Annotated in this window: 17 protein-coding genes and 1 pseudogene; 12 read left to right on the top strand and 6 right to left on the bottom strand. The window is 69.2% G+C overall.

Translation table 11 applies throughout. The features are described from left to right. Window positions 1-7 precede the first annotated feature (7 nt). Complete coding sequence (locus J2Y42_RS01245) at window positions 8-4306, top strand: hypothetical protein (RefSeq protein WP_309854043.1); 4299 nt, start codon at window positions 8-10, stop codon at window positions 4304-4306. 54 nt (window positions 4307-4360) lie between these two features. Here J2Y42_RS01245 and J2Y42_RS01240 read toward each other — a convergent pair whose 3' ends face one another. The 4 genes from J2Y42_RS01240 to J2Y42_RS01225 all read right to left on the bottom strand — a co-directional run bounded on the left by J2Y42_RS01240 (window position 4361) and on the right by J2Y42_RS01225 (window position 10226). Further along, window positions 4361-4930: a GNAT family N-acetyltransferase gene (locus J2Y42_RS01240; RefSeq protein WP_309854040.1), complete on the bottom strand. Its 570-nt coding sequence runs from the start codon at window positions 4928-4930 to the stop codon at window positions 4361-4363. A 26-nt stretch (window positions 4931-4956) separates the two neighbouring features. Next, window positions 4957-6075 carry a DUF1611 domain-containing protein gene (locus J2Y42_RS01235; protein WP_309854037.1) on the bottom strand — a complete coding sequence of 373 codons (1119 nt, stop codon included), beginning with the start codon at window positions 6073-6075 and terminating at the stop codon, window positions 4957-4959. Window positions 6076-6268: 193 nt separating this feature from the next. Continuing rightward, the gene (locus J2Y42_RS01230; protein ID WP_309854034.1) at window positions 6269-7387 is read right to left on the bottom strand and encodes an endo-1,4-beta-xylanase; all 1119 of its coding nucleotides are present in this window, start codon (window positions 7385-7387) and stop codon (window positions 6269-6271) included. A gap of 193 nt (window positions 7388-7580) precedes the next feature. Continuing rightward, window positions 7581-10226, bottom strand: coding sequence for a lamin tail domain-containing protein (locus J2Y42_RS01225; protein WP_309854032.1), 2646 nt, complete (start codon window positions 10224-10226; stop codon window positions 7581-7583). Window positions 10227-10384: 158 nt separating this feature from the next. Between J2Y42_RS01225 and J2Y42_RS01220 the strand changes: the two are divergent. The 8 genes and pseudogenes from J2Y42_RS01220 to J2Y42_RS01185 all read left to right on the top strand — a co-directional run. Continuing rightward, window positions 10385-10498: pseudogene (locus J2Y42_RS01220) on the top strand (TMEM175 family protein); the annotation flags it as partial. A 244-nt stretch (window positions 10499-10742) separates the two neighbouring features. Then, entirely contained in the window at window positions 10743-11336 is a 594-nt protein-coding gene (locus J2Y42_RS01215) for a PadR family transcriptional regulator (protein WP_309854028.1), read from the top strand. A 100-nt stretch (window positions 11337-11436) separates the two neighbouring features. Continuing rightward, the gene (locus tag J2Y42_RS01210) at window positions 11437-12402 is read left to right on the top strand and encodes an ATP-binding cassette domain-containing protein (protein ID WP_309854025.1); all 966 of its coding nucleotides are present in this window, start codon (window positions 11437-11439) and stop codon (window positions 12400-12402) included. After that, complete coding sequence (locus J2Y42_RS01205) at window positions 12399-13241, top strand: ABC transporter permease (protein WP_309854022.1); 843 nt, start codon at window positions 12399-12401, stop codon at window positions 13239-13241. The genes J2Y42_RS01210 and J2Y42_RS01205 overlap by 4 nt, the downstream gene beginning before the upstream one ends. A 136-nt stretch (window positions 13242-13377) precedes the next feature. Beyond that, complete coding sequence (locus J2Y42_RS01200; protein ID WP_309854019.1) at window positions 13378-13764, top strand: DoxX family protein; 387 nt, start codon at window positions 13378-13380, stop codon at window positions 13762-13764. A 27-nt stretch (window positions 13765-13791) separates the two neighbouring features. Continuing rightward, the gene (locus J2Y42_RS01195) at window positions 13792-14625 is read left to right on the top strand and encodes an alpha/beta fold hydrolase (RefSeq protein WP_309854018.1); all 834 of its coding nucleotides are present in this window, start codon (window positions 13792-13794) and stop codon (window positions 14623-14625) included. Window positions 14626-15224: 599 nt separating this feature from the next. Further along, window positions 15225-16967 (top strand): MFS transporter, encoded by a 1743-nt coding sequence (locus J2Y42_RS01190; protein WP_309854015.1) that lies wholly within the window; start codon window positions 15225-15227, stop codon window positions 16965-16967. Further along, window positions 16951-17427, top strand: coding sequence for a MarR family transcriptional regulator (locus J2Y42_RS01185; RefSeq protein ID WP_309854013.1), 477 nt, complete (start codon window positions 16951-16953; stop codon window positions 17425-17427). The genes J2Y42_RS01190 and J2Y42_RS01185 overlap by 17 nt, the downstream gene beginning before the upstream one ends. A gap of 30 nt (window positions 17428-17457) precedes the next feature. Here the strand turns inward: J2Y42_RS01185 and J2Y42_RS01180 are convergent, their stop codons facing one another. After that, window positions 17458-18321 (bottom strand): EamA family transporter, encoded by an 864-nt coding sequence (locus J2Y42_RS01180; protein ID WP_309854011.1) that lies wholly within the window; start codon window positions 18319-18321, stop codon window positions 17458-17460. After that, window positions 18321-18884 (bottom strand): dihydrofolate reductase family protein, encoded by a 564-nt coding sequence (locus tag J2Y42_RS01175; RefSeq protein ID WP_309854008.1) that lies wholly within the window; start codon window positions 18882-18884, stop codon window positions 18321-18323. Before J2Y42_RS01175 ends, J2Y42_RS01180 begins: the two co-directional genes overlap by 1 nt. A 97-nt stretch (window positions 18885-18981) precedes the next feature. On the opposite strand from J2Y42_RS01175, the gene recQ reads away from it, so the two are divergent. From recQ to J2Y42_RS01160, 3 genes are all read left to right on the top strand, one after another. After that, the gene (gene recQ / locus J2Y42_RS01170) at window positions 18982-20976 is read left to right on the top strand and encodes a DNA helicase RecQ (RefSeq protein WP_309854005.1); all 1995 of its coding nucleotides are present in this window, start codon (window positions 18982-18984) and stop codon (window positions 20974-20976) included. Window positions 20977-21122: 146 nt separating this feature from the next. Then, window positions 21123-21614: a DapH/DapD/GlmU-related protein gene (locus J2Y42_RS01165; protein ID WP_309854002.1), complete on the top strand. Its 492-nt coding sequence runs from the start codon at window positions 21123-21125 to the stop codon at window positions 21612-21614. Window positions 21615-21838: 224 nt separating this feature from the next. After that, the gene (locus J2Y42_RS01160) at window positions 21839-23938 is read left to right on the top strand and encodes an acyl-CoA dehydrogenase (RefSeq protein ID WP_309853999.1); all 2100 of its coding nucleotides are present in this window, start codon (window positions 21839-21841) and stop codon (window positions 23936-23938) included. Window positions 23939-23993 lie beyond the last annotated feature (55 nt).

Here is a 23993-nt window from a genome sequence, read left to right as displayed (position 1 = left end):
GCGGCTGATGGCGACAATCGGCGCACTGGCGCTGACCGTCTCATCGCTGGCCACGACCGGACTCATCGTCACCGCAGGGCCCGCGGCGGCTGCGCCCGGAACACCCGGAACGGCGCAGGCGCCGACGGTCGCGTTCCAGGAGAGGTTCGAGACCGGTGTCGGTAACGCCCCGGTTGGGCTCGCTGCGTACACCGGCGCCGGAGGCCAGAAGTACACCGCCGATCCTCTCTGGCTGGCCAACTGCAACGGCCAGATCCGCAACTTCAACACGCCGTCGACGACGCTCGGCAACTGCACGGCTGAGGCCGAGACTGCGCGCTTGAACCAGTTGGCGTACGCGCTCGGCGTTCACGCCGGTTCGGCCACGCCTGCTACCAACCACGCCGTGACGGCCTACACCGAGAACAACCCCGGCACGAATTCGACCGAGTTCCAGACGGCGACGAATATCCCGCTGGCATCCTCGTCGGGTCGCTTCCTGACCTTCAGCGTCGACACGGCGGCCCTCAACTGTCAGGTCTCTGCGCCGTTGTACCAGTTCGCCTTCCTGGACCAGGGAGGCGCGGCTACCAATGTGGGCGGCATCCTGAACGCCTGCACCTCGACGGCGTCCGTGAACGTCCCCGCGAACGGATCGATCGGTGCCCAGCCGGTGAAGGTCGGCACCTACACGTCGAACGGGTCGGTGCTCTTCAACGGATCCTCCCTGGGAATCCGGATGCAGAACGCGAACGGGTCCGGCGCCGGCAACGACGCTGCGTTCGACAACATCCGCGTCTTGGATGTGACCCCGCAGCTCGACAAGGCGTTCAGCCCGGCGGCGGCACCGACCGGTGGCACGTCGACCCTGACCTTCACGGTCACGAACACCAGCGAGCTCGCCTCGAAGGCGGGCTGGGGCTTCACCGACACGCTGCCTGCCGGCCTGACCCTGGCGAACGGCACGGTGGGCGGCACCTGTAACGCGACGACCACCGCTGTCGCGGGCGGCACGAGCGTTGCCGTGACCAACGGCACCCTCGCCGCCGGGCAGACCTCGTGCACCATCACGGCGCAGGTGACCTCCCCGGTCGCGGGCAGCTTCACCAACGGACCGGACAACGTGACAACGGTCGGCCTGAACGAGCCGGGCAGCAGCACCGTCACCTTCTCCGACCCGTCCTACACGGTGACCAAGACCGCCTCGACCGCGGTCGCCCACCCGGGCGGCACCGTCACCTACACGGTGTCGGTGAAGAACACGGGTGCCTGGCCGTACACGGCCGCGAACCCGGCCTCGTTCACCGACGACCTGTCGAAGGTGCTCGATGACGCCACGATCAGCTCCGGACCCACCAACGGGGCGACCGTGAACGGCACCACCCTCGCCTGGTCGGGCCCGCTTGCGGTGGGCGCGACGCAGACGATCACCTACACGGTGACCGTCGGAGCCGCCGGCACCGGCGACGGGGTGCTGACGAACGCCGTCGTCCCGGGCACCGGCGGAAGCTGCGACCCGGCCGGCTCCTGCACGACGACCACCCCCGTGCAGGCCTTCAGCGTGACCAAGAAGGCCGACAAGACCGATGTCGTGCCCGGCCAGACCATCAACTACACGATCACGGTGAAGAACACCGGCGTGGTCGACTACACGGCCGCTGCACCGGCCTCGTTCACCGACGACCTGTCGGCCGTCCTCGACGACGCCACGTACAACAACGACGCGACGAGCGGTGCCACCTACGCGGCTCCGACCCTGTCGTGGTCCGGCGCCCTCGCTGTCGGTGACACCGTCACGATCACCTACTCCGTGACGGTGAACGACCCGATCACCGGAGACTCGCACGTGGACAACGCCGTGGTCACCCCGCCCGGGGTGGGCGGCGACTGCCCGGCCGGGTCGACGAACCCGGACTGCATCGTGCTGATCCCGTCGGGCTCCTTCACGGTCGCGAAGACCGCGTCCACGACGGAGGTCACCGCGGGCAGCACGGTCACGTACACGGTGACGGTCACCAACACCGGTGCCCGCGACTACACCGCCGCCCTTCCGGCCAGCTTCACGGACGACCTGTCCCGGGTCCTCGACGACGCGACGGTCACCGCCGGTCCGGACAACGGAGCGACCATCAGCGGGAACGACCTGTCGTGGTCCGGGCCGCTCGCGGCCGGCGCGACGGTCGTGATCACGTACACGGTGACGGTGAACAACCCGGACACCGGCGACAAGGAGCTGCGGAACACGGTCCGCCCGACCGGTCCCGGCGGGTCGTGCGACCCGGCGGGGGAGTGCACGACCACGACGGATGTGCGCTCCTTCACCACCGCCAAGTCGGCGTCGCCGGCCGGTGCGGTGAACCCGGGCGAGACGGTCACCTACACGGTCACGGTCACCAACACGGGCACCGCTGACTTCACCGCGGCCGATCCCGCCGGCTTCACCGACGACCTGTCGGCGGTGCTGGATGACGCCACCATCACCGGTGGCCCGGACAACGGAGCGACCATCACCGGGAGCACGCTGTCCTGGTCCGGCGCGCTCGCGGCCGGCGCCACGACCGTGATCACCTACACGGCGACGGTCAACACGCCTGACACCGGCGACCACACGCTGACCAACGCGGTGGTCCCGGGCGGCGGCGGCAGCTGCGTCACGGCAGGCGACTGCACGACCACCACCCCGGTGCAGTCGTACACGGTCGCCAAGGCCTCGTCGGCAGCCGGCCCGGTGCACCCGGGTGACACGGTGACGTACACGGTCACGGTGACCAACACCGGTCAGGCCGACTACACGGCCGCCGCCCCGGCATCGGTGACCGACGACCTCTCGAAGGTGCTCGACGACGCCACGTACGTGGCCGGCTCGGCCACCAACGGCGCGGTCGTCAACGGCACCACGCTGACCTGGTCCGGTCCGCTCGCGGTCGGTGCTGTCCAGACGATCACCTACCAGGTGCTCGCCGGCCCGCCCGGTACGGGTGACGGCACGTTGACCAACACGGTCACGGCGCCCCCAGGCGACGGCGGCGGCTGCGCCACCCCGGGCGACTGCACCACGACGAACCCGCTGCAGGCGTTCATCGTGACCAAGGCGGCCGACAAGACCGATGTGGTTCCCGGCGACACCGTGACGTTCACCATCACGATGAAGAACACCGGACAGGTCGACTACACGGCCACCGACCCGGCCTCGTTCACCGACGACCTGTCGGCCGTGCTGGATGACGCCACCTATAACAACGACGCCACCGCGGGAGCGACCTACGCGGCGCCCACGCTGTCGTGGTCGGGCGCCATCGCCGTCGGCGACACGGTGACGGTCACGTACTCGGTGACCGTCAACGACCCGGACGCGGGCGACAAGGTGATCACCAACACGGTCGTCACCCCGCCCGGTGGCGACTGCCCGGCCGGCACCGACAACGCCGCGTGCACCGTTCAGATCCCGTCGGGGTCGTTCACGGTGGCCAAGGCCGCGTCCTCGCAGACCGTCAACCCCGGCGGCACCATCACCTACACGGTGACGGTGGTCAACACGGGCAAGGCGGACTACACGGCGGCTGAGCCGGCGTCCTTCAGCGACGACCTGACCAACGTGCTCGACGACGCCGCCTACAACGGCGACGCCAGCAACGGTGCGACCGTGACCGGGAACACGCTCAGCTGGGCCGGTCCGCTCGCGGTCGGCCAGACGGTGAAGGTCACGTACTCGGTGACGGTGAACAGCCCGGATGCGGGCAACCACCACCTGGTCAACGCGGTCATGCCCACCGGGCCGGGCGGGTCGTGCGACCCGGCGGGCAGCTGCCTGACCAACACCCCGGTCGCCTCGTACACGGTGCACAAGACGGTCTCCACGACCAGCACCGTCAAGCCGGGAGCCGTGGTCAGCTACACGGTCACCGTCACGAACACGGGTGAGTTCGCCTACACCGCGAGCACTCCCGCCAAGTTCACCGACAACATGAGCGACGTGCTCGACGACGCCCACTACAACGGCGACGCGACGCACGGAGCCACCCTCAGCGGCACCGTGCTCTCCTGGGCCGGCCCGCTGGCTGTCGGCGAGACGATCGACGTCACGTACTCGGTGACGGTCAACAACCCGGCGGCGGGCAACCACCGCCTGGTCAACACCGTCGACCCGGCCGTGGACGGCGGGTCGTGCGACCCGTCGGGCGCCTGCGACACCCGCACACCGATCGACCCGGGCCCCGGCCTGGCGTTCACCGGTAGCGACCTCGTCGCGCCCGGCATCATCGCCGTGCTCCTGCTCGGCGCCGGAGCCGCCTTCCTGGTGATCCGCCGCCGCCGCGCAACCGAGTAACCCGACACACGACAGGTGGGTCAGCGGAGGTCTCCGCTGACCCACCTTCGTCGTTCAGGCGCCGAGTTCGCGCCGCATCAGCCAGCGCACCCGGCCGCCCGAGTGGGCGTCCGTGGCCAGCACGCGCGAGAAGCCGTGCTTCTCGAAGAGCTCGACCGTTCCGACGTAGCCGCTGATCACATCCACGCGCTCGCCGCCGGTATCGACCGGGTAGCCCTCGACCAGCGCCGCACCGGATACGCGGGCGTGCTCGACCGCACCGTCGAGCAGGTCGTGCATCAGGCCGCGCTTGCGGAAACCGCCGCGCACGACGAAGCAGACGATCGACCACGGATCCCGCTCCTCGTCGAGGTGCGGGATGGTGCGGGAGTTCATCAGCCGGCGGTACGTCGACTTCGGGGCGACCGAGCACCAGCCCGCCACCTCGCCGTCGAGGTACGCGAGAACGCCGGGGCCTGGTTCCGACGAGCACTCGGCGCGCATGTACTCGATCCGTCCGGGCATGTCGAGGCGGGAGTCGCGGTATGACATGCAGACGCATCCACCGCCGCCGGGCTTTCTCGGGACCATGAAGGTCGCGAAGTCGTCGAAGCGGCCGGTGGCGGGGAGGACGTCGATGGCCATGGCGGAAGTGTATTCCGGGCCACCGACTACGCCAGGCTGGACTCCGTGCTCGCGGCACCGGCGAGCGCCTCGCCGCGCAGACCCAGCTGCGGGAAGGCGAGCAGCACCATGTCGACGAGTTCCTCCAGCGGACGGGTGAGCGGGTCGGTGACGGGGAGGCCGAGCTGGGCCTCGTGCTCGGCGATCGTGTCGTCGATCCCGGACGCCGTCAGACCCTCGTGGTTGATGGTGATGCCGATCACACTGGTGTCGCTGAACGCCTGGATAAGCGCGATCTCGCTCGCGGCCGTCGGCATCGGCATCATCGGGAAGTCGCCCAGCATCACGCGCCCGGGGGCGTGCTGGAGGATGACGCCCTCCGGCCGGCTACCGCGCAGGATGGCGCCCGAGCTGAGGTAGGCGGGGTGGCTCAGGGCACCCTGGCCTTCGACGATGATGACGTCCGGGTCCTCCTCCTCGAACGCGGCGACGACCTGCGCCTCCACCGCGCCGGAGCAGAACTGGGGGATCGTGGCGTCGAGCGCGACCGCGTATCGGGCGCCCTGGATCAGCGCCGTCTGCCCGGTCCCGACCATCACGGCGCGGATGCCCTGCGCGTTCAGCGCCTGGGTGAGCAGGGTGGCCGTGGTGCGCTTGCCGACCGACCCGTCCGTGCCGAGCACCGCGATGCGGGGGCACGTGACGTCGAAGATGCGGCCGCTGAACAGCGTCAGCTCCGCGATCTCCTTCGGCCGCCGCACGTCCTCGATCGTCACACCGGCCACGAGGGCGGCGGCGACGAACTCGGCGTCGTCGTTGAGGTACTCGTGCAGTCCGTTGACCAGGTTCATCCCGCGGTCGATGCCGTCGAGGAGCACGGCGCGGTGGTCGGCGGTCAGCAGGCCGTCGGTGGGTGCCATCCCGAAGATGAGGGTGTCGGGGATGAAGCCGGCACGATCGAGGGATGCGTCCAGGCTCGCGAGCACCGGGATCCCGTTCGGTGCGCCGTCCAGGACCTCGCCTGCGTCGCCGCCCGCACGCGTGCTGTCGATGACGCTCAGAATCTCGTACTTCTCGGAATGGCGGACGAGACCGTTGGCGGTCTTGCCGTCGAGCCTCCCGAACAGTCCTTCGCAGTAGACGACGGCTTTCACGGACGCGGGCATGGCGCTCCTCTTGTTTGCACAGAGGAGGCGACGAGTCGTGGCCGGATCCGGAGATCCATCTGTCAACGAGGCGTCTTCCCTGAAGCCGGCGCACTGCCGGCTCGGGAACCATAGCAGCGCAACCTGGGCGCGGCGCAGGGTGCGGGGCCGGACGAACGCATCGTCCGGCCCCTTCCGTGACTCCCTATGTGACTCAGCGCCGCGGGTCGTTTCGTCCCGGCGTGCCCGCAGCGAGCGCGAGCGTCTGCTGCAGGGCGGTGTACTCGGGCTTGGGCTGGAGGTTCTCGTCGTAGATCGTGGCCGCGCCCTCGCCCGGGAAGACATCGGGCACCCATGAGTACGCGTCGCCGATGCCCCACACCGTGTACGACAGGCACGCCCGCACCGCGAGGCAGGCCTGGAGGGTGGACGTGAACCCGCCGATCTGGGCGTTCTGCTCGACCGGGGTCACCGGCAGCGTCGTGCGCACATCCACCTCGGTCTCGGCGACCTTCAGCCCCAGTGCCGCGAAGCGCTGGAGGTTGTTCTGCAGGTCCGGGAGCGGGTACTGGCTGTCGAGGTGGGTCTGGAAGCCGACGCCGTCGATCGGCACGCCCTGCGCCGTGAGGTCCTTGACGAGCTGATAGACCGCGTTGCTCTTCGGACCGGTGAACTCGATGTTGTAGTCGTTGTAGAACAGCAGGGCCCGGGGGTCGGCCTCGTGCGCCCAGCGGAAGGCATCGGCGATGTAGCCGGGTCCGAGCTTCTGCAGCCAGATGGTGTCGCGCAGCGTCCCGTCGTCGTTGAACGCCTCGTTGACCACATCCCACTGCCAGATCTTGCCCTTGAAGTGGGTGACTTCGTCCACGACGTGCTTCTTGAGGAGCGCGCGCACCTGGTCGGAGCTCATCGACGGCGCAGCGGCGTTCAGCCACGCGGGCAGCTGGCTGTGCCAGACCAGGGTGTGCCCGCGCACGAGCTGCCCGTTCTGCTGTGCGAAGGAGACGAGGTCGTCAGCCGCCGACCAGTCGTACGTGCCCTGCGTCGGCTCGACGACCTCCCACTTCATGACGTTCTCGGGAGTGACGCTCGAGAACTGGGACGCGGCGATCGCCCGGTACTCGGAGTTCGTGGCGAGCAGATCGGTGTTGACGGCCGCACCGATGCGGAGCCCCGACTGCGATGCCAGCGCGCGCAGCGAGTCCGCCGGGGCCGGAGTGTGGTGGGAGGGAGGGGTGGGCGGAGCTGCGAATGCGGCTCCCTGGGAGAGGATCACTGCTCCGGCCCCGATCACCGCAGAGGTGATGAGGCCGGCTCGGAGACGAATTGACACGCGGATACTCCTTCGTATGCGTCGGGGCGCCGCGGCTGTGCGGCGTCCTCGCCGGATTTGTTGCGTCATCCAGCAAATGCGCGGCCCATGCGGGTGTCAAAAGTTTTGGAAAAGTCGTCTTCGCTGTCGGAACACGTGTGCGCGGGCGGTCACCGGGGGAGGACGCGGTCGACCCGCGCCTCCCCCGGAGCCCTCACTGCTCTGTCGTGTTCGTGCGGCCGCGGCGACGGAGGAGCATCAGCAGTCCGCCGCCGACCAGCAGCGCCAGCGCGATCAGTCCCGACGCCGCGCTCACGTCGGCACCCGTCGAGGCGAGGGCGGTGGCCGGATCCCCGGTCGACGAGGTGGTTCCAGCAGCGCCGGCGGCCGTCACGCTGAAGGCCGCCGAGGCGACGACGGTCCCGCCGATCGACGCGGTCACGGTGTGCGCGCCCGCGGGGACCGTCGGCACCGAGAAGGCGAAGGTCAGCGTCCCGTCCGGTGCGGCGGTCGCCGTCCCGAGGGTGACCGGCGTGGAGTTGAACACGAACGTGACCTGCGTGCCCGGCGCGAAGTGCGTGCCGGTCAGCGTGATGCGGTCGCCGACGGCGCCGGAGCCCGCGGACAGCGCGATCGCCGCCGGATCCGTCGCAGGTCCGGAGACGCCCTGGCCGCCGAGCTGCAGGTCGCACGCGATGCGTCCGCTGTAGAGGGCGTGGCCCTCCGTCGGGCTGCCCGGGCCGGTGCCGTACACGCCGTCGTCCGACCACAGGGCCTCGCGCGTCCCTCCGGAGCACGTCGAGGCCGGGGCCAGGGCGAAGCCCTCGAGGTTGTCATTCGGCAGACCGGCGGGGCGGCTGTAGACGACCTGCGGGACGATCGTTCCCGTCCCGTCGATCTTCAGCACGGTGGAGGAGACGCCGCAGGTGTTGTCGCAGAGCGCCCAGATGCGCTGGGTGGCCGCGTCGAACTGCACGTCCATGACGTGGCCCATCTTCGTGTCCACCACGGCGACCCGGTGGAAGGTGTGGTCGCTGTTGAGCGCGTACGCGTACAGCTTTCCGTCGTTCTCCAGAGCGGCGAAGTACAGGCCGGTGCCGTGCAGCGGGTAGTCGGAGGGCAGGTAGGTCTTACCGGTCGACTGGTCGACGAAGCCGGTGCCGGTGAGGTAGGTGTCGGGCACGAACGTCACGCCCTCGAAGCCCAGGTTCGCCTCCGTCTTGTTCCCGGCGTGGAGCTCCGGGAACTCCGCGGTGAGGTTCCACTGGTCGGTGGCCACCAGCGTCGTAGCCGACGAGGTCGGGTCGATGCGGAGGATGGAGTTGAGCGGGATGGTGTTGGCGGCGTTGTTGCGCTCGGTCGTGACATAGAGCGCGCCGTCCGGTCCGACCGTGAGCCCCTCGGAGTCCGGCTGGTTCGTCGCGGTGTCGCTGCTGCCCGGGAAGAAGATCTGCTTGCCCGCGGCCCAGCCGTTGGCCGTGTCGGCCACCCAGAGGCCGTTCTCCTTCACCATACGGAACACCCAGCCCTTGTTCTTGACGCTGTAGAGCACGTTCGCGTTGGTCGGGTCGAAGACCAGGCCGCTGACGTCACGGCCCTCCGGGCCGGTGGTGGTCTCCCACGCGCACAGCGAGTCGGCGACCGAGACGGTGGCGCTTCCCGGCCAGGCGACGGGAGTGCCCGCGCCGGCGGGGAGGGTGCCCGTGCCGGACGGCGCCTCCGGCTGGCAGGTCAGCGTGTTGCCGCCGCCGTTGCCGCCGTTGGCAGGGTTGGTGAGCACGTTCTGGCACGCGCCGGCGTTGGAGGCGCCGAAGCTCTTGGTCGCCACCGAGGCGAAGGATCCTGTGCCGTCGGGGCAGCGTGCGTAGGCGCCCGCTCCGAACCCATTGCCCTCGTCGGTGCCGGCTTCGCCTGCCGTGTAGTCGACGGAGTCGACCAGGGTGCCGGCGGCGCCTCCCGTGCCGTCCGGCAGGTAGAGCTTGACGCCGTCCCCGCCGCTGCTCAGGCCCTTAGTGGAGGAGAAGTACGCGTACCCGTGCGCGGGCACGACCGTCGTCGGGGTTCCGTCGGCGAGGCTGGCCGAAAAGGTCGTTGCAGCCGTCGCGGCCCCGCTGTCGATCTGCAGCCAGCCAGTGATGTCCACATCCACGGACCCGCTGTTGGAGAGCTCGATCGCGTCCGCGACCGGGGTGGCCGTGTTGTCGGACGACACCTCGTTGATGTGGATGCTCTTCCACGCGGGCTGAGCCGGGGCGAAGCGGCTCTTGCCCGGCGAGCCGAGGTCGCCGCTGACCGACGCCCACGACCCCTCCGCGTCGCCGACGGCGGAGAGCTGCCACTGCGAGGCGTCGTTGGCGCCGAGCGCAGCGGCCGTGGTCGGCACGCCCGACTTCCCCTGCGTGCGCGGGCCCTTCACCGTGCCGGTGCCCTGGTCGTTGTAGGTGAGCCGGTCGACGAGGTTCGCGACCGCATCCGGGCCGTCGAAGAGGTTGATCTCGTCGGCGCGGCCGAGGCCGGTCGTGTTGCCGGCGAGCACCTTCACGTCGGCGCCGAGCGACCATTCGGTCCGGAAGGCGGCATCCGTCGACTCGGTGATGATGGCGGATTCGCCGGACGCCAGCGTCCCGAGCCCGTCCAGCGGGACTGTGCCGGGCAGTCGGCTGTCGTCGTCGAAGGACCAGCCGGTGAGGCTGACCGGCGTCGTGCCGAGGTTGGTGAGCTCGATGAACTCGCCGCCGGTGGTGCCGGGGCTGTACATCCACTCGGTGATCCGCACGTCGGGCGTCGCCGCGGCCTGCGCGGCGGTGGGGAGGGCGAGCGCCAGGGTGCCGGCGGTCGCGGTGGCGGCGAGGACCGCCACGGTTCGGGTTCTGAGAAGTCGCACAGAGACGGAAGCTACCGAAGCCGGCGGTATGCAAGGGAAAGGGGAGGTGAACGCAACGATCGCGATCGTTGAACGGAGCGTGTCCGCCCGGCTAAGGTGTGGCCACCTCGAACGGCGACGACCAGGAGGCCGCGATGACCAAGGTGCGACTGGAAGCGTTCACCGACGGCGTCCTCGCGGTGGCCATCACGCTGCTGGTCCTGGACCTGCACCTCGAACCGGGCAACGGCGAGAGCCTCCTGGATCAGGTGCTCGCATCCACCGCGACGCTCGCCGGTGCCATCCGCTGCGGATCATGCCGGGCAGCTTGTTCGACGTCGCCGCCAATCCAAATACAGACCCAATTGGCTTTGGAAGTCTCCACCAGCACCGTTTGTAGGTCAGTGCCGACACCACACGGACCAGGAGGGATCCTAGTATTGGCGGGAGTTGACACCATCCTGGCGGCGCGCAAGCGGAGCGAGTTCGAGCAGGTTGAGCGGAGGTGGGCGTATGTCGGCGACGAAGCTCCTGGTACTCGGTATCGTGCACCTCTCCGGCGGCGCGCATGGCTACCAGGTGCGGTCCGAACTGCAGAGCTGGGGTGCGGAGATTTGGGCCAACATCAAGCCCGGCTCGATATATCACGCGCTGAAAAAGGCGGCGGCTGATGGCCTCCTCACCGAACACGCCGAGCCGGGCAACTCCGGGCCGGAGCGCGTTTTGTACCGCGCGACAGATCGGGGACGTGACGAGATAGTCGAACTGGTCCGCGATGGTCTGCGTCGAACCCATGACCCCACTATGCGCGACGCGGCCATCGCCATGTTGCCTATGCTGACCAGGACAGATGCCATCGCGCACGTTAACGAGCGGGTCGCGCGCCTGGAAGCGGAGCTCGAAGGGCAGGCCAGGGGGTGGGAGAACCCGAACCCGCACATTCCCGAGCACGTCCGCGATCAGGCCGAACTATGGGCGGGACACGCCCGCACCGAACTGGAATGGGCGAAGAGCTTGAGCAAACGACTGTCTGGGGGTGCCTACACCATGGCCGATGATCCGGGTTCGTGGCGAACGGTCCGCGATCCCCTCAAGATGCGCTTCTAATAAACCTTGACTAGAGGTTTCCTCCTCGTTTACTCTGGCCAAGTAGTCAAGTTTGACTAGCTCACCAATCGGTTCGCAACCGAGAGAAGGAGTCGAACCCATGGGAAAGCTCGCCATCGAGACGAGAGGGTTGAAGAAGAGCTTCGGCAAGACCCGCGCGGTCGCCGGTGTGGACTTGGCCGTGCGCGCCGGGGGCGTGTACGGCGTACTCGGTCCCAACGGGGCCGGCAAGACCACCACGATCCGCATGTTGGCCACGCTCTTGCACCCTGACGCCGGCGAGGCGCAAGTGCTCGGCTACGACGTCGTGCGTGATGCCCAGGCGGTGCGCAGCAGGGTGGGCCTCACCGGGCAGTTCGCGTCGGTCGACGAGGACCTCACCGGGGCGGAGAACCTGTTGCTGCTCGCCAGGCTGCTCGGCTACTCACGCCGCCGAAGCAGGGAGCGGGCGGCCGACCTGCTCGACGCGTTCGATCTTGCGGAGGCGGCCGACCGGCAGGTGAAAAAGTACTCCGGCGGGATGCGCCGGCGCATCGACATCGCAGCGAGCCTGGTCGTCACCCCCGAACTGATCTTCCTCGACGAGCCCACGACCGGGCTCGACCCGCGCAGCAGGAACCAGGTCTGGGAGATCGTCAGGGGTTTGGTCGCCGAAGGCACGACCGTGTTGTTGACCACGCAGTACCTCGACGAAGCCGACCAGCTGGCTGACCGCATCGCGGTGATCGACCACGGGAAGGTCATCGCCGAGGGCTCCAGCGGCCAGCTCAAGGCATCGGTCGGCGCCGGCTCGCTGCACGTACGCCTCCGTAGTCCCGAGCAGCGGGCCGAGGCCGAGCGGGTCCTCGCCGCCGCTCTCGACGCGCCGGCCGAGCCGTCCGCCGACCCGGTCGCGCTGTCCGCGCGGATCTCCGACCCCGAGCGGGTCGCCCGTGCCCTGGCGGAGCTATCCAGCGGCGGCATCGACGTCACCGAGTTCGCGCTCGGTCAGCCGAGCCTGGACGAGGTGTTTCTCGCCCTGACCGGTCACCCGTCCGAGGAGACACCCAAGGAGGATGCCGCATGAATGCCACGTCCGCGGAGCAGGCGTCGCCGGTCACCGAGGACGCGCTGCGCGGTGTGCTCTTGGCCGGTGAGCGCCGGCCCCGACCCGGTCCGGTGAGCACCTCGTTGACATTCGGCTGGCGCGCTCTGCTGAAGATCAAACACGTCCCGGAACAGCTCGTCGACGTGACCATGTTCCCAATCATGTTCACGCTGATGTTCACCTACCTGTTCGGTGGCGCCCTCGCCGGTTCGACACAGGCGTACCTGCAATTCCTGCTGCCCGGCATCCTGGTGCAGGCGAACGTCATGATCACCATGAACACCGGCATAACGCTGAACACCGACATTCAGAAGGGGATGTTCGATAGGTTCAGGTCACTTCCGGTGTGGCGACCGTCCCCGCTGGTCGGCGCCCTGCTCGGCGATCTGATGCGCTACTCGATCGGGTCGGCGATCGTGATCACGCTCGGCCTGATCCTAGGGTTCCGGCCGGAGGGTGGCGCCGTCGGTGTGGTGCTCTCGGTGGTGCTGCTGCTGGTGTTCTCGTTCTGCCTGTCGTGGCTGTGGACGATGCTCAGCTTAATCCTGCGCACGCCGAACTCGGTGGCCGGGGTCAGCATGATGGTGATGTTCCCGCTGACGTTCGTGAGCAACATCTTCGTGGACCCGAAGACGATGCCCGGCTGGTTGCAGGCGGTCGTCGAGGTCAACCCGATCACCCACCTGGCGACCGTGGTACGCGGCCTGATGCACGGCTCGGTGCCCACCGGGGAAATCGGGTGGGTGCTCGTCTCGTCAGCGCTGCTCGTCGCGGTCTTCGGTCCCATCACCATGGTCCTCTACCGCAACAAGGAGTAGTTGCCGCTGCCGCGAACACTTGGTCGAAATCAGCTCCGACAACCGGCGCACTTGGCCAACGCCATCACCGCTACCAGGCCCGGACACGACAAGGAGAGCCGAATGAGCACCATCCCCAAGAGCAACTCGGAAACCGTTGCGCACACGCCCGGGCGGGCGATCAGTATCGCGGTCTGGATTCTGCAAGTCGTGCTGGCGGCGATTCGCCGGCGGCGGAATCTCGAAGCTCGCCGGCGACCCGGTCATGGTGGACATGTTCGCCGACATCGGGGCTGGCCAGTGGCTCCGGTACCTGGTCGGAGCGCTGGAGGTCGCGGGAGGGGTTGGACTCCTGATCCCGGCTCTGGCGGGCCTGGCCAGTCTCGGGTTGGCGGCATTGCTGACCGGTGCTGTCTTCACCGATCAGTTCGTGCTCGAGCAGATCCCTTGGCTGCCACTCGCCTGTCTCGTCGTGGCGGCCGTGATCGCAAGGGCGCGGTGGTCGCGCACCGAGGCCGTAGTCGGCACGCTGATCAGGCGCTGAGACAAACCTCTCGAACGGAGATGTGAGATGAACGAGATGGGCTTTCGCGTGACATCAAACGATGGCACCATCATCGCCTACGACCGGAAAGGAAGCGGCCCGGCTGTCGTCCTGGTAGGCGGCGCGCTGGACGACGGAGCGGAGAACGCTCCCTTGGTACCTGCTCTGGCCGAGCACTTCACGGTCTACAACTATGCCCGTCGGGGACGCGGCGCGAGCGGCTTCACCGAACCCTACGCCGTGGAAAGGGAGATCGAGGACCTGGATGCGTTGATCGCGGAGGCGGGCGGCTCGGCACACCTGTTCGGGGCGTCCTCAGGCGGCGCGCTGGCGCTGGAAGCCGCCGCGGCCGGGTCAGCCATCGACACGATCGCCGTCTGGGAGGTGCCCTACGCGGTCGGGGACGACATACGCCCGCGATTCGAGGAGTACATCGCCGACACCCGACGCGCCTTCGACGCTGGGCGAGACGAGGAGGTTCTCGAACTGTTCATGCGCCTGTCCGGCGCTTCCGACGACAACATCGCGGCCAGGAAAGCGGCAGGCAAGCAGACGTCGCATTGGGCGGATTCGGTCGCCCTCGCGCCCACGCTGGTCCACGACAGCGTCTTCCACAACCGCTACCAACTGCCGGCCGATCGACTGGCAACGGTCACCCAACCGGTCCTGGTCTCCACCGGAGGACCGATCACGGTCCCCTACATGGCAGGCCTGCCCTCGGACTTCTTCGACCGCGCAGCCGACGACCTTGCAGACCTGTTACCCCACGCTCAACGGGAGACCCTCGACGGGCTGGATCACGTCGTCGACCCACAAACCATCGGCCCACTGTTGCTACGGTTCTTCAGCAGCGAACACTGAGAGGCCCGCGAGGTGGTGCGACCTGGGCTCCTACCGCACGCGAGTAAGGATGCAGCAGCCGTTGCTGCGGAGATTCGGGCAACGGTCTTCGGTGACGACTGAAGGCGACAGGTGACACAGCCAACCGTGGAGAGAAGCAACCCTGGCCTCCTGTCGACGACCGCGGCATTTGCGGCCTGTAGGCGGTCCTGAACGTCTCAACGTGGCGGTGGAGTGGCCGTCTTCTGGTGCGCCGAGTTCGACGCCCGTAAGCCGGTCGACAAACGGGACACCCGCGCCGGCCCCACCCTAACGCGCCGGATCGCGTACTTCGAAGAGCAGGGCGATTCCCGTAAGGCCCGCCGCGAATATGCCCGGTGGTGGTACCTCAAGCGCTCCAGTTCGGACCATGCTGTGCCTCTCCACCGATGCTCGAGATCTCAGTTCGCAGGGCAATGTCTCTGCAGTCGCTCGGCGTCGATGACGGGAATGTCAACCGACGCGGAAATCTCCATGGGACGGGTTGAGTGCCAGCACGGTCGCGGCAACACGGTTATATAGTTGACGCATATAAACAACCGAACTCCCACGTACTCGCGCGCACTCTGACAAGGACTCCCGTGGCCCGCACCGGCATCTTCACCAAAGACCACCCGCACTACCGCTGGGTGGCACTCTCGAACACCACCCTCGGCATGCTCATGGCGACGATCAACTCGTCGATCGTCATCATCTCGCTGCCCGCCATCTTCACCGGCGTCAAGCTCAATCCGCTCGAGCCGGGCAACGTCTCCTACCTGCTCTGGATGCTGATGGGCTACATGCTCGTCACCGCCGTGCTCGTCGTCATGTTCGGGCGGATGGGCGACCAGTTCGGGCGCGTGCGCATCTACAACCTCGGGTTCGTCATCTTCACGCTCGCCGCGATCGCGCTCTGCCTCGACCCGTTCAGCGGCGGCCCTGGCGCGATGTGGCTGATCGTCTGGCGGTTCGTCCAGGGCGTGGGCGGCGCGATGCTGTTCGCCAACTCGACCGCGATCCTCACCGACGCCTTCCCGGCCAACAAACGCGGCTTCGCCCTCGGCCTCAACCAGGTCGCGGCCATCGCCGGAAGCTTCATCGGGCTCATCCTCGGCGGGGTGCTCGCCGAGATCGACTGGCGTGCGGTGTTCTTCGTCTCGGTGCCGTTCGGCGTGATCGGCACCATCTGGTCCATCAAGTCGCTGCACGAGGTCGGCCAGAAGAACCCCGGCCGCATCGACTGGCTCGGCAACGCCACGTTCGGCATCGGGCTCATCGCCCTCCTCACCGGCATCACCTACGGCATCCAGCCCTACGGCGACTCCAGCCAGGGATGGGGCAACCCGTGGGTGCTCGGAGCGATCGTCGGCGGCATCGTGCTGCTCGCGCTGTTCGTCGTCGTCGAGCTGAAGGTGCCGGCGCCGATGTTCGACATGCGGCTGTTCCGCATCCGGGCGTTCTCTTCGGGCATCTTCGCCGGGTTCCTCGCCGCCATCGGGCGCGGCGGCCTGCAGTTCATGCTGATCATCTGGCTGCAGGGCATCTGGCTGCCGCTGCACGGCTACAGCTACGAGTCGACGCCGTTGTGGGCGGGCATTTACATGCTCCCGATCACGATCGGCTTCCTCATCGCCGGACCGATCTCGGGTGCGCTGTCCGACCGGTTCGGGTCGCGCGCGTTCGCGACGGTCGGCCTGCTGCTCGTCGCGGCGACCTTCGTCGGCCTCCTGCTCATCCCCGTGAACTTCGAGTACTGGCAGTTCGCGGTGCTGACCGGCCTCAACGGCATCGGCTCCGGCCTGTTCTCGTCACCCAACCGCACCGCGATCATGAACAGCGTCCCGGCGAACGAACGCGGCGCCGCATCCGGGATGGCCGGTGTCGCCCTCAATGCCGGAAGCTCGCTCTCGATCGGCATCTTCTTCTCGCTGATGATCGCGGGGCTGTCGGTCGCGCTGCCGTCGGCCCTCACCAACGGGCTCACCTCGCACGGCGTACCCTCGCACATCGCGGCGCAGGTCGGAAACACCCCGCCGGTGGGCAGCCTGTTCGCCGCCTTCCTCGGCTACAACCCCATCCAGAGCCTGCTCGGTCCGACCGGGATCCTCACCGCGCCGCACGTCGACGGCGCCACCCTGACGGGTAAGGAGTTCTTCCCGCAGCTGATCTCCGGACCCTTCCACGACGGTCTGGTGGTCGTCTTCATCGCCGCCGCCGTCATGAGCGTCATCGGCGCCGTCGCCTCCTTCCTGGGCGGGGCCAAGTATGTTCATGAGGAGGCCGTCGCACCCGAGCGGCTGGCCACCGAGGAAGGCGAGGAAGTCGGTGCCCACCGCGCATGAAGCTGACGAGCGGCCGGCGGCCGGCCGCGACGACGATGTCCCCGGCCGCCTGGCCCTGGCCGTCGGGCGGCTGAACCGCCGCATCCGGTCGTCCACCGGAGGGCTCAGCCACGGGCAGCTCTCCGCCCTGTCGACCATCGTCCGCAACGGACCGCTGCGCCCGAGCGAACTCGCCGCCATCGAGGTGGCGGCGGCGCCGACGATCACGCGCATCGTCGCCGAACTGGAAGCCCGCGGCCTGGTGGAGCGCACGCCGGACCCGCAGGACCGCCGGTCGCTGTTCGTCTCCGGCACGGATGCGGGCACGGCGCTCCTCCTGGAGGCGCGGTCGGACCGCGCCCGCGCCGTCGCCGACATCCTCGCCGAGCTCAGTCCGGAGCAGGTGGACGCCGTCCGCGCCGCCCTCCCCGCGCTGGAGCAGGCCGCGCAGGTCACTCCGCCCCCTCCGCCCGCGTCCTGACCCTGTGAGGTGCCCGGTCGACGGCACGGGTCAGGTGAGGGAGAGGAGCGCGGCGGCGGCGACCGCGAGGACGAGGCCGACCCACTGGACGGGCGCGACCCGCTCGCGCAGCACGATGGCGGCCAGCAGGATGGTGCCCGCCGGATAGAGCGCGACGAGCACCGACATCGTGGTCAGGTCGCCGAGCCGCAGGCCGAGCAGGATGAGGACGTTGGCCGACGCGTCGAGCGCGCCTCCCGCCGCGGCGATGCCGGTTCCGCGCGGTTCGAGGCGGGGTGGATGCCCGTCCACCCGTCGCCGCCCGCGGAGCAGGAGGACGCCGACAAGCGTCCACATCACGGCGCCGTTCACCGCGCGGTTGGCGATCAGCGGCACGACGCCCGAATCCGGGGGCGTCTGGTCGAGCAGGATGAGGAACACGCCGATCATCGCACCCGCCCCGACCGCCATCAGCAGGGCGCGGGCGGTCGGCCGCACGGCGCCCTTCTCCGGGACGAAGCCGACGAGGACCACCGCGACCAGCGCCATCCCGATCGCAACGTAGCCGACGACGCCGAACCGGTCGCCGCCGAGGAGGCCCCACGCCATCGGCACAACGGCGGACACCAGGGCGGTCAGCGGCGACAGGATGCTCATCGGCCCGATCGCGAGGCACGCGTACAGCAGCCCGACGGCGACCGAGCCGACCAGTCCAAAGAGGGCGCCCCAGCCGAGGGCGGCTGCCGACCAGTGGCCGCCGGTGAACGGCAGCGCGAGAAGGAGCAGGAGCAGACCGCTGACGGCGCCGACCGCGGTCGTGCGGACCGGGCCGATGCGCCGGGCGGCCACGCCGCCGAGGAAGTCGGCGGAACCGTAGACGACAGCGCTCAGCAGCCCGAGGACTGCGGCCGGCATCAGCTCCCGGCCAGCCGGTACGTGTGGAGGACGGCCCCGGATTCGAAGCGGCGCAGCTCGGTGAGCTCGAACGTCCACTTCTCGCGGTCGTCGGGGAAGATCCGGATGCCGCCGCCCACCATCACCGGATAGACGAGCAGCCGCAGCTCGTCGACGAGCCCCCAGACGAGCAGGGAGCGGACGAGGGATGCGCTGCCGGCCACCAGAAGCGGGCCGCCGTCGCCGTCCTTCAGCGACTGGACGGACGCGCGGACCGGCGCGTCGAGGGCTGTCGCGTTCCAGGCCAGCTCGGCCGGCCGCGAGGTGGCGACGGCCTTGGGCATGCTGTTCATCTTGTCGGCGAACTCGCCGTCGCGCGGGGGCCAGGCCTCCGCGAACTGCTCGTAGGTGCGGCGGCCGAGCAGCAGGGATTCGGCCTCCAGCACCTCCTGCAGCTTGAACGCCCGCAGGTCGTCGGAGCTGAACGGGATCGTCCATCCTGAATGCCGATGGGTGGGCTCGCCGCCGGGAGCCTCGACCACTCCGTCGAGCGTCATGAACTCGGTCACGATGAGCCGCCGCATGTCCGCGATGGTACCGGAGGCCGGCCTGTGGATGCGGAGTTCTCCACAGATCTGCTCAGCCCGGCCGATCGTCGGCGGCCCCGGATACGATCGAGGGATGAGCTTCACCGACGGCTGGATCCCCGACGACAGGGATGCCCCTCCCCTCGACGAGGAGCCGCCGATGCCCGAGTTCGGCGACCCGTACGCGGGTGCGCCGTGGCCGGGGGAGGAGCCCGCTGGGAGCGGCGGTGCCCCGGGCGTCGCCGTGCGCACGGCACCGGTCGTCCGCTCGACGCCGCCGAGGTTCGCGTCCGCCGCCGAGGCCTTGCGCACGGTGTTCGGGTACGAGGAGTTCCGCGGGCAGCAGCAGGCGATCATCGAGCGCGTGGCGGCCGGCGGCGACGCCGTCGTCCTGATGCCGACCGGTGGCGGCAAGAGCCTCTGCTACCAGATCCCGTCTCTGCTGCGCGAGGGCACCGGCGTGGTCGTGTCCCCGCTCATCGCTCTGATGCAAGACCAGGTGGATGCGCTCACCGCGGTCGGCGTGCGCGCGGCCTTCCTCAACTCGACGCAGGATGGGGCGGCGCGGTCCGCCGTCGAGCGTGCGTACCTGTCGGGCGAGCTCGACGTGCTCTACGTCGCGCCGGAGCGGCTGTCGTCGGAGTCGACCAAGCGGTTCCTCGAGCGCGGCAGCATCGCGCTGTTCGCCATCGACGAGGCGCACTGTGTGTCCCAGTGGGGCCACGACTTCCGGCCGGACTACCTGGCGCTCTCCGAACTCGCCGACCGCTGGCCGGACGTGCCCCGAATCGCCCTCACGGCGACTGCGACCGAGGCGACGCACAAAGAGCTCACGTCCCGCCTCAAGCTCGAGGGCGCCGAGCACTTCGTCTCCGATTTCGACCGGCCCAACATCCAGTACCGCATCGTGCCGAAGGTCGAGCCGCGCAAGCAGCTGCTCGACTTCATCACGAGCGAGCACCCCGGCGACGCGGGCATCGTCTACGCCCTCTCGCGGGCGTCCGTCGAGAAGACGGCGGAATTCCTGTCGTCGCACGGGCTCACGGCGCTGCCGTATCACGCCGGGCTCGAGGCGTCACGCCGGGCGCAGACGCAGTCGCGGTTCCTGCGCGAGGAGGGCGTGATCGTCGTCGCCACCATCGCCTTCGGCATGGGCATCGACAAGCCGGATGTGCGATTCGTCGCCCACATCGACCTGCCCAAGTCGGTCGAGGGCTACTACCAGGAGACCGGTCGTGCCGGGCGCGACGGCCTCCCCTCGACGGCGTGGCTCGCGTACGGACTGCAAGACGTCGTGCAGCAGCGCCGCATGATCGACGACTCCCCGGGCGACCTCGCGCACCGGCGGAGGATGACGCAGCACCTGGATGCGATGCTCGCGCTCTGCGAGACCGTCCAGTGCCGCCGCATCGACCTGCTCGGCTACTTCGGGCAGCCGTCCGGCCCGTGCGGCAACTGCGACACCTGCTTGACGCCGCCGGAGAGCTGGGACGGCACGGTACCGGCGCAGAAGCTGCTCTCGACGGTCGTGCGCCTGCAGCGCGAGCGCAACCAGCGTTTCGGCGCCGGGCACCTGATCGACATCCTCCGCGGCAAGCGGACGCCGCGCGTGGAGCAGTACGGGCACGATCGCCTGTCGACGTGGGCGATCGGTGACGACCTGTCCGAGAGCCAGTGGCGCGGTGTCATCCGCCAGCTGATCGCCAAGGAGCTGCTGAAGCCCGAGGGCGAGTACGGCGTGCTCACCATCACGCCGGCCAGCGCCGAGGTACTCTCCGGCACGCGACCCGTGGTGCTGCGCCGGGAGCCGGACCGTCCCGAGCGCGCGCAGCGCGCATCCCGCAGCACGGCGTCCGCCGACCTCGCCGCAGCCGACCAGCCGCTGTTCGAGGCGCTTCGCAGCTGGCGAGCCGGCCAGGCCCGCGAGCAGGGCGTCCCCGCGTACATCGTCTTCGGCGACGCCACCCTGCGCGCTGTCGCCTCCGCACGCCCGGCCTCCCTCGCCGACCTCGACGGGATCACCGGCATCGGGGCGAAGAAGCGCGAGGCCTACGGCGAGGCCCTCCTCGCCGTCGTCGCGTCCGCCTGACGCGTCGCGGCAGAGGCCCCCTTTGCGCCCGGCGGAAGGCGGGGTATCGTCCGTCGTTCCGGGCGGCCATCAGGGAATCTTTTCCTGCCCGCCCGCGTTATGACATTGAACGATTACTGCGGCGATCTCGGAGGAGGAAGTAGTAGATGGCACGAATGATCGAAGAGCTCGAGGACGAGACCGGCGCCGTCATCAAGTACAAGCGTCACGTGAACGGTCGAGGCCTCGTCTCGCCGTCCGCGCGGGTGGCCGAGTCGGCCTACATCGAGCCGACCGCCTACGTGGAGGCCGACGCGCGCGTCGGCATGGAGGCGTACGTCGGAGCCGGCAGCTGGATCGACAAGGGCGCCACGGTGGGCGACCGCACCTTCGTGGGCTCCAACGTCCACATCGGCGCGGGCTGCATCGTCGGCAGCGGAGTGAAGATCGGCAGCGGAGCGAAGCTCGGCGAGAACGCGATGGTCGGCAACGGCGCGCGCATCGAGCGCGACACCCAGGTGGCCGCCGGTTCCGTCATCGAGCTGAAGGGTGCGGCCGCCGCACGCGCGGCGCTCACCACGCCGCTCCGGTCGCCGCGTCCGCAGCAGCGCGACCTGCGCGCCGCCCGCACGCCGCGCACCCCGCGTCGCGCGGCCTGACCCGCAAGCTCTCCACGAACGCCGTCCCGGTTGCCCGGGGCGGCGTTCTCGCGTTCAGGACTCCTTGTGCAGGGTGTCACGCCGCGGGGAGTCGGTTTTGGAGGTTTCCACAATCGGGCGGAGGGGCGTCCGACGCACGATTTGTAGGCGGCGCACCGACGTTTTCCGGTTGCGGGCGGCCGGTCGTAGCGTGGCGGAATCCACGATTTTCGTTAGGAGAGGTCATGGTCGACACTGCCGAACGCGTCCCCAGCGCGACCCCCGCATCCGCCCCCGCCACCGCCACGGCACCCGCTCCGGCTACCGCGCCCGGCGTCACGCCGCGCGTCGACGTCGAAGCGCTCGGCCGTCAGCTGCTCGGCCAGTGGGCGGAGGCGCGACTGGCGTCGCGCGCGCTCTCGTCGCGCCCGGAGATGCAGAAGGTCGAGGGGCTCTCGGTCGCGGACCACCGCAAGCGCGTGTTCGAGCAGCTCAAGCTGCTGGTCGAGAACGGGCAGGTGCATCGCGCATTCCCGAAGTCGGTCGGGGGCCAGGAGGACAACGGCGGGAACATCGCGGCCTTCGAAGAACTGGTGGCGGCCGATCCCAGCGTGCAGATCAAGTCCGGCGTGCAGTGGGGCCTCTTCGGCTCCGCGGTCATGCACCTCGGCACCGAGCACCACCACAAGAAGTACCTGCCGGCGATCATGTCGCTGGATGTGCCGGGTGCCTTCGCGATGACGGAGACGGGACACGGATCGGATGTGGCGAGTGTCGGCACGACCGCGACCTACGACCCGGAGACGCAGGAGTTCGTCATCGACACGCCGTTCCGCGGTGCGTGGAAGGACTACCTCGGCAACGCGGCGGTGGATGCGACGGCGGCCGTCGTGTTCGCGCAGCTGATCACGAAGAACGTCAACCACGGCGTGCACGCCTTCTACGTGCCGATCCGGGATGCGAACGGCGACTTCCTCCCGGGAATCGGCGGAGAGGACGACGGACAGAAGGGCGGCCTGAACGGCATCGACAACGGCCGCCTGCACTTCAGCGGGGTCCGCATCCCGCGGACCGACCTGCTGAACCGCTACGGCGACGTCGCGGAGGACGGCACCTACAGCTCCCCCATCGAGAGCCCGGGGCGCCGCTTCTTCACCATGCTCGGGACCCTCGTGCAGGGGCGGGTATCGCTCGACGGCTCGGCGGTCATCGCCTCCAAGATCGGCCTGAAGATCGCGATCACCTATGCGGATCAGCGCCGTCAGTTCACGGCGGGCAGCCCGACCGACGAGGAGGTCATCCTCGACTACCAGCGGCACCAGCGCCGCCTGCTCCCTCGCCTCGCGACCACGTACGCGGCGAGCTTCGCCCACGAGGTCTTCCTGCGCAAGTTCGACGACGTCTTCAGCGGCGCGCATGACACCGACACCGATCGGCAGGACCTCGAGACGATCGCGGCCGCGCTCAAGCCGCTGAGCACGTGGCACGCGCTCGACACACTGCAGGAGGCGCGCGAGGCCTGCGGCGGCGCCGGCTTCCTCACCGAGAACCGGCTCACCTCGCTCCGCCAGGACCTGGACATCTGGGTCACCTTCGAGGGCGACAACAACGTGCTCCTGCAGCTCGTCGCGAAGCGCCTGCTCACCGACTACAGCCGCAAGTTCGCCAAGGCGGACGCGGGAGCGCTGGCCCGGTACGTCGTCACCCAGGCGGCCGGCAAGGCGTATCACGGCACCGGGCTGCGCTCCGTGGCCCAGACGGTGCGCGACTTCGGGTCGACCGCGCGGTCGGTGAACTGGCTGCAGGAGCCGGCAACGCAGCGCGAACTGCTGACCGGCCGCGTGGAGACGATGATCGCGCAGATCGCCGGGCGGCTGCGCCCCGCATCCAAGCTGGGCAAGAAGGCCGCGGCCGAGCTGTTCAACTCGCAGCAGAACGAGCTCATCGAGGCGGCTCGCGCCCACGGCGAGCTGCTGCAGTGGGAGGCGTTCACGGATGCGCTGGAGCAGGCTCCCGACGCGGGCACCAAGCAGGTGCTCACCTGGCTGCGCGACCTGTTCGGCTTCGGCCTGATCGAGAAGCACCTCGCCTGGTACCTGATGAACGGACGCCTTTCGCCCCAGCGGGCGCAGGCGGTCTCGGCGTACATCGACCGGCTGCTCACGCGCATCCGCCCGCACGCCGTCGACCTGGTGGATGCGTTCGGCTACGGCCCGGAGCTGGTGCGCGCGAAGATCGCGTCGGGCGCCGAGGCGGAACGTCAGGCGGAGGCCCGTGCCTACTACGCCGAGCGCCGCGCCGCCGGCACCCTCCCCACCCCCGAGAAGTCCCAGAAGAAGCGCTGACCCCGCTCGAGTCCCACGCCAACAGCTCCTGAGTTTTTCCGCGTATTCCGCCCGG

This window comes from Leifsonia sp. 1010, assembly GCF_031455295.1.
Classification (GTDB): Bacteria; Actinomycetota; Actinomycetes; order Actinomycetales; family Microbacteriaceae; genus Leifsonia.
This window is presented reverse-complemented; position numbering and strand designations above follow the sequence as displayed.